At 35.2% G+C, this 12650-nt stretch carries 11 protein-coding genes; 8 read left to right on the top strand and 3 right to left on the bottom strand.

What is annotated here, in order from left to right; translation table 11 throughout:
- Nucleotide 1 precedes the first annotated feature (1 nt).
- Nucleotides 2–247: a hypothetical protein gene (locus ACKTTV_RS07255; protein ID WP_408030161.1), complete on the top strand. Its 246-nt coding sequence runs from the start codon at nucleotides 2–4 to the stop codon at nucleotides 245–247.
- 182 nt (nucleotides 248–429) lie between these two features.
- Here the strand turns inward: ACKTTV_RS07255 and ACKTTV_RS07250 are convergent, their stop codons facing one another.
- Together ACKTTV_RS07250 and ACKTTV_RS07245 are read right to left on the bottom strand one after the other, a co-directional pair.
- Complete coding sequence (locus ACKTTV_RS07250) at nucleotides 430–714, bottom strand: type II toxin-antitoxin system RelE/ParE family toxin (RefSeq protein ID WP_408030160.1); 285 nt, start codon at nucleotides 712–714, stop codon at nucleotides 430–432.
- Nucleotides 714–941 (bottom strand): hypothetical protein, encoded by a 228-nt coding sequence (locus ACKTTV_RS07245; RefSeq protein WP_408030159.1) that lies wholly within the window; start codon nucleotides 939–941, stop codon nucleotides 714–716. Before ACKTTV_RS07245 ends, ACKTTV_RS07250 begins: the two co-directional genes overlap by 1 nt.
- A 428-nt stretch (nucleotides 942–1369) precedes the next feature.
- On the opposite strand from ACKTTV_RS07245, the gene ACKTTV_RS07240 reads away from it, so the two are divergent.
- The 6 genes from ACKTTV_RS07240 to ACKTTV_RS07215 all read left to right on the top strand — a co-directional run bounded on the left by ACKTTV_RS07240 (nucleotide 1370) and on the right by ACKTTV_RS07215 (nucleotide 10269).
- Nucleotides 1370–2023, top strand: a complete 654-nt coding sequence (locus tag ACKTTV_RS07240) for a hypothetical protein (RefSeq protein ID WP_408030158.1) — start codon at nucleotides 1370–1372, stop codon at nucleotides 2021–2023.
- Nucleotides 2024–2062: 39 nt separating this feature from the next.
- On the top strand, nucleotides 2063–2710 hold the full coding sequence (locus ACKTTV_RS07235) for a hypothetical protein (RefSeq protein ID WP_408030157.1): 648 nt from the start codon (nucleotides 2063–2065) through the stop codon (nucleotides 2708–2710).
- 36 nt (nucleotides 2711–2746) lie between these two features.
- The gene (locus tag ACKTTV_RS07230; protein ID WP_408030156.1) at nucleotides 2747–6667 is read left to right on the top strand and encodes a SpvB/TcaC N-terminal domain-containing protein; all 3921 of its coding nucleotides are present in this window, start codon (nucleotides 2747–2749) and stop codon (nucleotides 6665–6667) included.
- Between the two features lie 5 nt (nucleotides 6668–6672).
- Nucleotides 6673–9456 (top strand): S8 family serine peptidase, encoded by a 2784-nt coding sequence (locus ACKTTV_RS07225; protein ID WP_408030155.1) that lies wholly within the window; start codon nucleotides 6673–6675, stop codon nucleotides 9454–9456.
- A complete protein-coding gene (locus ACKTTV_RS07220) occupies nucleotides 9449–9775 on the top strand; it encodes a hypothetical protein (protein ID WP_408030154.1) in 327 nt (108 codons plus the stop codon). Before ACKTTV_RS07225 ends, ACKTTV_RS07220 begins: the two co-directional genes overlap by 8 nt.
- Before the next feature lie 113 nt (nucleotides 9776–9888).
- Nucleotides 9889–10269: a hypothetical protein gene (locus ACKTTV_RS07215; protein WP_408030153.1), complete on the top strand. Its 381-nt coding sequence runs from the start codon at nucleotides 9889–9891 to the stop codon at nucleotides 10267–10269.
- Nucleotides 10270–10411: 142 nt separating this feature from the next.
- On the opposite strand, the gene ACKTTV_RS07210 is transcribed toward ACKTTV_RS07215, so the two are convergent.
- Nucleotides 10412–12058 carry a S8 family serine peptidase gene (locus ACKTTV_RS07210; RefSeq protein WP_408030152.1) on the bottom strand — a complete coding sequence of 549 codons (1647 nt, stop codon included), beginning with the start codon at nucleotides 12056–12058 and terminating at the stop codon, nucleotides 10412–10414.
- Between the two features lie 335 nt (nucleotides 12059–12393).
- On the opposite strand from ACKTTV_RS07210, the gene ACKTTV_RS07205 reads away from it, so the two are divergent.
- A complete protein-coding gene (locus tag ACKTTV_RS07205) occupies nucleotides 12394–12588 on the top strand; it encodes a TIGR04149 family rSAM-modified RiPP (protein WP_408030151.1) in 195 nt (64 codons plus the stop codon).
- Nucleotides 12589–12650 lie beyond the last annotated feature (62 nt).

Below are 12650 nucleotides of genomic sequence, written 5' to 3'. Positions count from 1 at the left end.
TATGGAAGGAAGTAGTCTTACATATTATCAAAAAGGAGGAAACGAAAAGGAGTTATTATTTGCACAAGAATTTCCATATTTCTATCAATTTATTACCAAAGAGATACGAATGTTGGAATTTGCTGCTGATTTGGCTCTAAGTTGTTCCGATGAGGAGGGCTGTGAAAATTTGAATCATGAAGCTCATAAGTTATCAATAGCTCTCGATACACTAACTCAGCGATATTCAATGGATTTATTTGAATGATTTTGCACAGCAAAATATGTTCAAGTAACCATTGTGTAAAACTTAAAAAGTCTCTTCATAAGAAAAGGCTTTTTTTACATTTATATTCGGCATAATTCTTACTGATATCCAGTAACTTTCTTGTGATATCCAGTAGTTTTTTTCTGATATCCAGCAAATTTAATACTGGATATCAATAGCTTTTAAAGTTTTGTGTTTCGTTCTTGGCTTGTGTGAGAAACAGCATGAATAAAGATATTTTGCTCTCTTATTTCGTAATACACGACGTATGAAAATCTTTGTAAATGAGCTATTCGGATATTTTTGTAGATTAATTGGTAGGTCTTGGGAAATATTGAGATAACATCAAGTATTTGGTTAAGGTCATATTTAAAAGAATCAAAAAGAGCTATATCAATTGAATTGTAATACAACTTTATCTCTTTCATATCCTCCCGAGCATCATCTTGAAAGTCTATATAATACATTAGAACATCTCCATAAATTCCTCTCGACTGTATCCTTTCTTGTAACCATTTTTTTCTGCGTTGGCTAAACGTTCTTCTAACATTTTTTTATGATATTCTGGTATTATAAAATCTTTCTTTTGAAATGCTTCTCCATCTAAAAGAGTTATTTCTAGTATAAGTTCCTCTATATTTTTGAAGTGCTTTTTAGAGAATTGTATGTCGCCATCAATCGTAATTTGTACCATGCTTGTAGTCTAAATAATTCTTTGGGGTTTCGCAACAAAAAAAGCTTTGATAACTTTTAAAATATTTAGAGTTTTATAAAGATAGCTTCGCTGAGATTATTTGGCGCATAATTTTTTCGCGCAGGCGATAGCTGACTTTATTTAGGAAGGAGGCTATCGGCAAGTAAGCGTGATACTGGATATCAGAGGGTAAACCTATCTGAATCCAGTCCATCACGCAACTTGTGGGATAGTGCCTATCCTCAACCTACGCTTTTAAAATAGGAAGTGTTTTTTATTGAATTTCAGTAATTTTTTACTGGAATTCAAAATATATCCAGATAAAAAATAAGGAATAGAAAGAACAAAATTCATAAAAAAACATCTTGTCTTTTTTGTTTGGAAAAGTTATCGTGCGAGCGATTTATATTTTTAATTTTTTTCTCCTTATGCGAAACTTTTTTGCAGATTATAAAGGGTTAGTACTGGTACTAGTCATGTTTAGTGTTCTTGGTTTTTCTTTTATAGCGAATGCAAAAAAGCAGAAACCAAGTACTTTGGATTTTGGTACACAAATAGAAAGACTGGCTGAGCAAGTAGAGCGATTGGTGGACTTGATTGGTGGTGAGAAAGAGGAGGTTGTGGTAGAAGGTGCAGAAGGGACGAGTTTGCAAAATGCTACTGGAGTAGTTGATCCGGGGTGTATGGATAATTATCACGAATGGCCACGATCTACGACGAGAAAGGAAAGTGCATCATGGAGTTTGAATAATTTTCCTGTTTTAGGGAATACTCAACGTGCAGATGTAAAAAACCAATTTTTAGATATTAATGGAGATGGTTTAGTTGATTATTTTTACTTTGATAGAAGAAGAAGTCTGTTGAATAGTCGAGAGGTATATTATCAAAATGGATATAGAAGAACACGGTTGAGTCAACCAAGTTTTGTTAGTACTGGAGAATCTGCTTGTGTATTATTAAATACTGGTGATGGCTGGGATATAGCATATCGATGTAAAACAGCAGCAGAATATCTGCCAGAAAATGATGATAATATTGAAGTAGTAGAAAAAGTTTACTACGGAGACTGTGCACAGCTATAGAGGTGTGATTTTTTTAATTTTCTTTAACTTATAAAAACGATGAAAAAATACGGATTTTTTGTTCTTGGGATGGTAGTAGCCGGAGTGTTGAGCTTTGGTGTAGTGGCGAATGCTAAGAAAGACAAAGGTACTGACTTTGGTACGCAGATGGAAAGACTGGCTGAACAAGTAGAGAGGTTAGTAGACCTGATTGGTGGTGAGAAAGATGAGGTTGTGGTAGAAGAAGAAAATAAAGCACTTTCAGGTATAACACTGCAAAGTTCTTTTAATAATAGTATTAATCCTACATGTTTAGATAATTGGGAAGCTTTCCCAAGTTCGAATATTGAAAATAAAAATGCTCCATGGAGCTTAACTTCTATGCCATATCATTACAGTAATTCTCAATTATCTACAATGAGGCAATTTGTGGATATTAATGGGGATGGTTTATTAGATATTATTTATAACAGACAAGGATATGGAATAGGGCAAAATAGAGAATATTATTTACAACACGGAAAGGAGCGAGTGAGAACTGTTCAAACAGGACAAACTTATACAAGTAATAATAGTTGTGTAATGTTAAATAATGGTACTGGTTGGGATGTAGTATATAGATGTAAATCAGTATGGAATTTTAAGGATCGTGTAGGGGATCTTGAAGAAGGAGAGGTTAAATACTACGGAGATTGTGCACAGTTATAGATTCTAGAGAATCGATATTTATTATTTTTTAGATCTATGAAGATACAACACATGTATGTGTGGTTGATGCTTGGGGTATTGGCAGTACCTACCTTTGCCGAAGAAGTACCAGACACACCAATAGAAACAGAAACAACAGCTGAGGTGGTGGAAGAAACACCTACTACAGAAGAACCAGAAGTACAAAATACGGTGCTCTATGATGCGGTGATGAGTTTGTTTGCTGCACCAGTAGCAGAACCAGAACCACCAAAACCGGTAAAGATTGATGCGCTGAATTCTTTGAAAGGAGTGCAGGGGACGTTTGATGTGAGTTTGTTTACAGGGGCGGCAACGTACCACTACCCAATGGCTTTACCAGAGGGAAGAAATGGAATGACCCCGCAATTGGCACTTGCCTATAACAGTAACTATCAAAAATTTGATGGGATGGCTGGATATGGTTGGGAGATACCAGAAAGTGCTATTTTTAGAAGTACTGAGCGAGGAGTGGATAAACTCTATAGCCGAAATGACTTTAGTGCGACGATAGAAGGGCAATATGCTGAGCTGCTAGTAGTAGATGATGCTACGGGGCAGTATGGAGCGAAGAGAGAGGAAAACTTTGTGAAGTATGTATTTTCGAACAATACTTGGACAGCCTGGGATAAGGCGGGAACTCAGTATACGTTTGATGTAACACAAGTAGACCCAGATGATGCGACGAAAGTGTATAAGTGGCTACTGAGTGAGAAAAAAGACCGATATGGAAATACGATTACATATACGTACTACCAAGAAGGTGGGCAGGTGTATCCAGAGACGATTCGGTATACAAATAATGGATCTGATTTGGGGATTTATGAAGTGAAGTTTGCGCGAATGGCGAGACCAGACTATGCCACGTATGCACGAGGGTTTAAAACAGTGGCAAAGTACAACATAGATGCCATTGAGGTTTGGACACACCACAGTGGTACCCCTGAGCTTATAACGACGTATGATTTAGGGTACACTGCCGTAAACAATGCGGTACAACTGCTTACCAGTATTACGCAAAAAGCAGGTGGTGTAAGCTTACCAGCTACGGAGTTTGAGTACTATGACGGAACCGAAAACACACCGCACAAAAAGCGACACTATATGAAGACCATTACAAATTCTTCTGGTGGAGTGCATCAGCTGGAATACAAGTATTCGAGTGCGTACAGAAAGCCAAATGGGGATACGACGAATTGGTTGAGCTTTCCGGTGTATACGTTGCATAAGGTAGGGCAAAAAGCGACCAGTACAGAACCCATGTACACCACCACGTATACCTATGAAGGTGGGCATTCGTACTATGATAATCTAGATGCGTATAAAAAAGAATATGCTGGTTTTCATACCGTAACGGTAGTAGATGCCAGTGGAAATAAACAGAAGGTATACTTCCACCAGAGTGAGAACGCACCAGATAATACGACCAGTAGTACACAAGGAGAATTTGAGGATCATATTGCCAAAAAAGGGAAGATGTACCGAGAAGAATCTTTAGATGCAAATGATACTTTATACCAAGCTAAAATATATAAATGGGAGAAGTCAGCTTTAGCGGATGTCAACCCAGATAAAGACCGATACTTTGTGTTTATGAGTCGAAGTGTAATAGCAGATTATGATGGGCAAAGCACACCAAGAGCTACTGCCAAAACCTATAATTATGATAGTTATGGAAATACTACACAGGAAATAGATTATGGAGAAGTGATACTTACAAATACTTCGGGTGAATTTACAGACACATTGCAGGATAAAATAATTACCAATACCACTTATGCGGTAAATAGTGGTGCGTATATGTATGAATATCCAAGTTCGATAGAGCAATTAGATATAAACAGTACGATGATTGGAAAAACAGAACTGTTTTATGATGCTTTGTCTATTGGAAATATCGGCACAGGTTCACTTACGCAGATGGATGAATATACCAGTGGTAATACAAAAATTACCAAGAAGTATGAATATAACAGTGTAGGACTTCCTACGAAATTTATTGATGGACGTGGGTTTTCTACAACCCTTACGTATGGTTCACATAATCTTTATCCAGTCACGATAACGAATGCCAAAAATCATACTACAAGTATGGAGTATGATATGCGTTTTGGTCAGGCTGAAAGTATTACAGATGCTAATGGAATGATACATCACATAGAACGAGATACTTTTGGACGAGTAATAGCTGAACAATATTCATCGCTCAGTGATGTGAATATTTTGGAAACCCATAAAACATATAGTTATGATTTAGTGAATAAGCCCGTATCGGTAACTCAAAATATAAATCTGCAAAGTGGAATTGATGTAGAGCAAAAAACCTACTTAGATGGTTTTGACAGAACCATTCAAACCCGAACAGAAACAGAAGGAGCAAATAAATACATTGTGAGTAATACCATTTATGATGAACGAGGAAATGTGAAAAAATCTATTCTTCCATTTGAGAGTACAGGAAACACTTTTGAAACCATTAACCAAAACGCTATTGGTACTACTATGGTATATGACCCGATGAATCGAGAGATTCAGATTACAAACCCTATGGGATCAACGCATGTAATCTACAATAAAGAACTGAAAGCTACTACCGATGCAGAAGGAAATCGAAAAGACATCATTACCGATGTGAGAGGAAATATTACGGAGGTGAAAGAGTATCTTGATGGAACGGCACATTCTACGGTGTATACCTATAACCCACTGAGTCAGATGACAAAGATGACGGATAGTCAAGGGAATCAAAAACTTATGACCTACGACCTGCTTGGTCGAAAGCTCAGTGAAACACACTGGCATAAAGTGGGCGATACAACCTTTGGTACAGATAGTTTTGTGTATGATGCTAATGGAAATATTACTCAGAAAACCAATGCGAAAAATGAACAAGTCAATTATGCGTATGATGAACTGAATCGAATCACAGTAGAAAATTATATAGGTCAAAATGGAATCGAAGCCAGTCATAGCTATGACAGTGGAACGTATGGAATTGGAAGACTTGCCCAGACGGTAACCCCTGCGGTAACAAAATCATATAAGTATAATGTGCTTGGAAGAATTACTGAAAATAAAAAGACGATTGACGGACAAGATTTTGTACTTGGGTTTACTTACGATAAAGCAGGCAATCCAATTACGATTACGTACCCAGATACAACAGTAGTGACGAATACTTATAACAATGCGGGACAAATAGAAACAGTTGTTGCAGGAAGTGAGGATGTAATTACAAATGTAGATTATAATCCTTTAGGAAGTATAACCAAAATCAATTTTGCTAATGGTATCGAGACAAACAATACCTATTTAGCAATTAAGATGTATAGGCTTACTGAAAAAAATACGACAGATGGAATAAGTAATCTACAAAATTTAGCATATGGATATGATAGTGTTGGGAATATTACGCAGATAGTAGATAGCAGTAATACTGATACTGCAAAAACTACAAATTATACCTACGATGATTTGTACCGGCTTACACAAGTAGCAGTTACAGGGAGTGCGAATAGTAATGATTACACACGAAACTACACCTATGACAGTATTGGAAATATGCTGACTCGTTCTGATGTAGGTACTTACACTTACGCAGGAAATAATGCAGGAAGTGCCAGTGGTACAAATGCTACTCCCCATGCAGTAACAGATGTAGTAGGAACTGCTTATACCTATGATGATAACGGAAATCTCACTAGTAATGGAACATGGACACATAGTTGGAATTATAACGATACTCTTTCAAGTAGTACGGACGAAACAACTACGGTGAATTACTACTATGACGAGCTAAAAGACAGAGTAAAAAAAGACAATCAGACAAGCGGAAAAACAACGTATTATATAGATAAATACTACGATTTAGAAGACACTACAGGGAAAGTGCATATGTATATTAAGGATGCCAAGGTGGCAACAAAAACTAACAACTAAACGACATGAATACACAAAAGACATATCGGAAAAAGGGTTTGAGTTTGGCGTTGGCACTGGTTATTACATTGCAAATGCCAATGGGAGCTTTTGGAGCAAAAATGAAGTTTGCACCAACCTTTGAAGCATTACCAAAAGGACAACAAACGAACCTTAAAAAACGAGTAAAAGACATACGAAAAGAAAAAGGTGTAAGCTTTGAAGAACGAATCTTGATTGATGAATTTAAAGCGGATAAAAAGGCTTTAAAAGACAAAAGAAAGAAAGAAAAAAGAACTACAAAGCGACTTAGTTTAAATGAGAAAAAAGTAAGAAAATCAGAACTCAAAGCCCAAAAAGAGAAATTACGAGAGATTAATAAAGCAAAGAAAAAATCTTTGGATAAGAAGCTAAAGAAAAAATTAAACGTACAGGAAAGAACATTGCTTAAGGAAGTAGAACCAGTAACACTCTTTGAGCTACAAAATACGCCAAATGATCCAGAATATGGGAATCAGTGGGGGTATCAGTCACTCAATATTAATACGTTCTTTGACGATGTATATAACGGAACAAGTGTAAATCTGAACACGCCAGAGAAAGTAACCGTAGCCGTAATAGATAGTGGAGTAGATTTTAACCATGAAGAATTACAGGGTTCTATGTGGCAAGATGCAAATTGTGTAGATGAAAATAATCAAGCTGTTATAGGCGGATGTATGAATGGAGGATATGATTTTGTTGACTCTGATACTAATCCATATCCAACGGATGGATTGAGTCATGGAACTACAGTAAGTGGAATGGTAAATGCGAATACGAACAATGCCAAAGGTATTTCCAGTATTGGACATAATACAATAGAACTTATGGCATTAAGAGCTTGTTGTGATAGTACAGGGCTTATGAAAAGTAGTGACATTGCAGATGCTATCAACTTTGCCGTAAATAATGGTGTAGATGTAATTAATGCCAGTTTTGGAGGCCCTACATATTCACAAGAAATTTATGATGCTATAGTAAATGCTAGAAATAATAATATTCCAGTAGTGGTTGCTGCTGGAAATTATGCTACGAATAATGATACTGACCCTACCTATCCAGCGAGTTATGATCTAGATAATATTATTGCTGTAGGAAGTACAACGTCTTGGGATCATCTGGCGTACTTTAGTAACTACGGTTTGACGGTAGATATAGCGGCTCCAGGACAAGACATTTGGGGCATCAAGCTAAACAATGTTTATGAGGATATTGATGGTACAAGTTTTTCTGCTCCACAAGTGACGGCTGTTGTAGCACATATGATACGAGCAGGAGTACCGTATAATAGCCTGCAAAGTACCCTGTGGGGCTGGGTAAACAGCCTGCCTGCTTTGGCTGGAAAAACGGAAAATGGACGAACCCTGCGTTTTGAAGCCCCTGCTGTGAGTAGTCCTATTTGTGGAAATCTAGTGGTGGAAGCTCCTGAACAATGTGATGATGGAAATACAGAAAATGGAGATGGGTGTAATAACATTTGTCAGGTTGAGACGGTAGCTCCGATTTGTGGGAACTTATTAGTAGAAACCAATGAGCAATGTGACGATGGAAACACTCAGGGTGGAGACGGATGTAGTAATACTTGTCAGATTGAGACAGTAGCTCCTATTTGTGGGAATAGTATTGTAGAGACTGGAGAACAATGTGATGACGGAAATACAAGCGATGGAGATGGATGTAATGCTATCTGTGGTATTGAGGTAGCCGTTGGAAGTATGTGTGGAAACGGAATTGTAGAAGGTTTTGAGGCCTGTGATGACGGAAACACCACCGATGGAGACGGATGTAGTACTATGTGTTTGGTAGAAAGTACAGGAGGAACAGGACTTAGTGGTGTTACGATTCCTGTGGCGAGTTCCAGTACTGGAAATCTCATATTTCATCACGAAGACCACCTGAGCGGTGGGAATGTAGACACAGATAGTACTGGTGCGGTGGTACAACTACTAGACTATTACCCATTTGGAGATACCAGAATTGATGACAGTGCGAGTAATTATGAAAATGATTACAAGTACACTGGAAAAGAAAAAGACGAAGATACCGGGCTGTATTATTACGAAGCACGATATTATGGTAGTAGTATTGGTCGGTTTGCGAGCCGAGATAACTGGAGTGGAGATATAACAGATCCGCAGACACTAAATAAGTACACCTATGTACGGAATAACCCTGTAAACTATAATGATCCGACAGGAAATGTATTAGATACGGTAGTTGATGCCTTTGATATTGCGACAGGAGTTGTTAAAATGGGTGTAGGTATGGGGTTTGGTATGTACGGAACTCTTACGGGAGACCAAGTAGCTCTTAATGTGGCGAATCAAAATATTAAAGATGGTTCTGTGGGAGCTGCTATTGCTGGTGTAGCATTCTTTATTCCATTTGCTTCGAGTCCTGCAATAAAAGGAGGGGGACATGTAGCTGATAAGGTTTTAGATGTTGGGAAGTATGGAGATGATGTAATAGATACTGTAAAAAATAGTATTTCAAAACTTAATAATAAGCAATTAGATAATTTCAACCGTTTTAAAAAGAAAATTCCAAGTAATGCTAAAGAAAATATTAATATTAGGGATCTCCCAAATAGAGGAAAGGTATTTGAAGCAACTTCTTCTGCTAAGAATATTCCAGGGTCAAAAGCTATTTATCAAAAACAAATAAATCAATCTGGTAAAACTTTACAATATTATAAAACTACCTACGATAAAAATAATAAGATCATACATTCGAAAAATAAAATTCCTAATAAAAAGAAGAATGATTAATACAAGAATAGAGTTATTAAAAAAACTTCTTGAAAACCCTATATCAAGTAGAGATATATTAATAAAATTATCTGATTTTGATTGGGATTCTGAAGAGCTTATTGTTTTACAGAAAGACCATTTAGAGAATTTATTGGATTTATACTTAAAAAAACAAATTGACTTATCTGTTGTAGAAGAATGGACTAATGTTATTGAAGGAAGGGATGATATAGATTATGATAAGTATATAGATGTTATTGACGAATTATCTAATCCAATTTTATACGGAATACCTTCAGAAAAAAGAATAAAAGAAATTCTTGAGAATTTAGAATAAATACAAATTATGGGAATAAAATACATATTAGAACCAGATATATTTTCTTTCTGGTTCTTTTTGAAACCCTATTTAATTTTCTAATTTTATGATGAAAATAAAAAAATAATAATATGGCAATATATGGTGTAGGTGCTTACTACGATACAGATGTAAGTGAAGATTTTATTAATCAGAATCTAGTAGGTGTAGGTTGGAGTGCTACGGAAGCCCCAGAACTACAGGAATATTTTAAAAGCTTAAAAGTAGGTGATATTGTCTACATCAAAGCTGCTCCAATAGGACAAGACATATATGTGAAAGGTATAGGGGTGATTGAAGATAATAGTATTGTAAGTAACCCTTTAGTAACTACAGGCAGAAAGGTAAAATGGATTGATACTTCAAAGTTTACGATTTCTAGACCAAAGGAAAAAAATAATGTACGTTCTAATACTATCTATGAAGAGTTTCATCCAGATGTTTTAAAAGAAATTATCAAACGAATCAACTAAAATATTAGACTAATTGAACTCCAGTGAGAATATTCTGGATATTTTGAACTTATACACTTTTTTGAATCGTTTTTTGAAAATATAAGTAAAAAGAGGAATGAAATAAAAAGCATTCCTCTTACATATTTTATAAATCAATTATCTATCTAGCAATACTATCAGCCATTATAAGTGCGTTATGAGCATTCAGTACTTTGCCTGATTTTGATAGCTTGCTAAATGGGACTAATGAATCGTTGAGTTTTACCTGAAACTCATAAGAAAGTCCACTATTCATAATAATTTCTTTAACTTCTTTTGCGGTTAGATTTGGATAATAAGAATATAAAAGCCCTGCCACACCAGAGGTGATGGCGCAAGAAGTTGAAGTACCTCCTATAATTATTTCATAGTTTTTATCACTAGCAACAGTTGTGTTCATTTTATAGCCAGGAGCAAAAATATCTACATTATTTGCTCCATAATTTGAAAAAGCAGGAACCATAGTCTCATTAGCATTATAATTAATAGCTCCAACTACTAAAAAATTATCGGTAATTTCTTGTTGCTTTTCGAAATCATAATCATTTGGATAGACTTCAAAGCTGTCAACATCTTGGCCGTTGTTTCCCGATGATTTTATAATTAGAACATTATGTTTTTCAGCATATTTAATGGCATCGAATATCCATTGTTTGTGCAATGAAAATTCTTTGCCAAAACTCATATTAATGACTTTTGCACCATTATCCACAGCATAACGAATTGCCAAAGCAATATCTTTGTCATGTTCATCACCAAAGGCAGAAATACAAAGAGGCATAATTCTGATATTATCTGAAATACCTTTTATTCCTATTCCATTTTTTCTGTTTGCTGCCAGCAATCCTGCCATCTTAGTTCCATGATCAAAGAAACCTTCATATGTATCAATAAAAGGACTTCCATACCCTACATCACTTATATTATTTGGGTTATCTCCCATAATAAGTCTATCATTATACTCTGTATTCAATAACTTATTAAGACGTTCATTCGCTTTTAATTGATACTGCTCAATATATTCATTGGTAAATCCGTATTTCATTAATATTTTCATCCATCTTATATGCTTTTGTAATGTCTTATTATCTGGATGAGCTTTTTTTAAGCTATCTAAATCTTCTGTTGAATAATCAGTATGATTAAAAAAAAGAGATAATGTTTTTTGAGCTGCAATTTTTCCTCTATGTTGAGTATTGATATAAGCAGTATCCTTAATTGCATACTTCATTCTCTCATCATAATTTGCTTTAGCTTTTTTGTACGTTTTGTAAATAATTGAATCTGAAATGTTATTATTCGAAAAGTCCTTTGAATATTTCTTTAGGATTCGAGTATATTCATAGTTTACAAACCTTGATATTCTGCCATCGGGGTTTGATATGAAACTCCAACCATTAACATCGTCGATAAAACCGTTTTTGTCATCATCGATGCCGTTATTTGGTATCTCATTTGTATTTGTCCAAATGTTACTGCTTAAATCTTCATGCTTAATATCGATTGGCATATCGATAACAGCAATGATAACTTCTTTTCCTGAACCTAGATAGGGGATAATACTATCATAAGCTCTGTCTAAACTTATACCAGGGAAAGAATCTAGCTCTATATCCTTATGATGCCAAAGATAAAGAAGGCTATCAGTTTTTTTTTGGACAGGGTAGGGATTAGGTGAGTTCTTAACGGATGGAATATCTAAAGGCTTGTTACAGGCGATCAAAAAAATGGTAAATGCTGGTAATAGGATTCTAGTTAATTTCCGCATAATTTTAGAGTATAAAAATACCACTAAAGTATAGATTTTATCCTTAATGGTATTTTGTTTTTTGGTTACTTAATTTAGAACTGTCTGAAAAAGGGGAAGTTTTCAACAGGATTGGTTAAAAATAGTTATAGTGTAAAATATTTTTGTTTTAAGTTTAGAAATATTTACTTTAGCAAAAAAATGATTATGATAAATTGCTATTGTCACATTTATTCTACAGTCATTGTATTTAGTAAACTATAACACTTTTTATTGAGTGTGAATAATATTTGTTGCAACAATAGGTGGAAGCTGAAAAACCTTTAATAGAGTAGGTATTATTTGAAATTTTTATTATGGAAAAATTGAGTTTAGAGAAGTTTTCTGATGTTAAATTAGAATCAAAAAAAATGACTTTTGTTAAAGGAGGAGATTGTACAGGTGGAGGATTCAGTAGATGTACAAATAAGAGGGGGAATGTTTATTTTCTAACATGGGAGTCAGATGATACAAATGGTGAGCTGGCTGGTGTTAGAGTTGTATGGGCATAAGATTAAAAAGTTATTTAAAATTGCAAAAGGCTAATAAAATATTAGCCTTTTTTTAAATTTTT

This window comes from Tenacibaculum xiamenense (assembly GCF_964513065.1).
Classification (GTDB): domain Bacteria; phylum Bacteroidota; class Bacteroidia; order Flavobacteriales; family Flavobacteriaceae; genus Polaribacter; species Polaribacter xiamenense.
The sequence above is the reverse complement of the archived record's forward strand: the minus strand, read 5'-3'. Positions and strand labels throughout refer to the sequence as shown.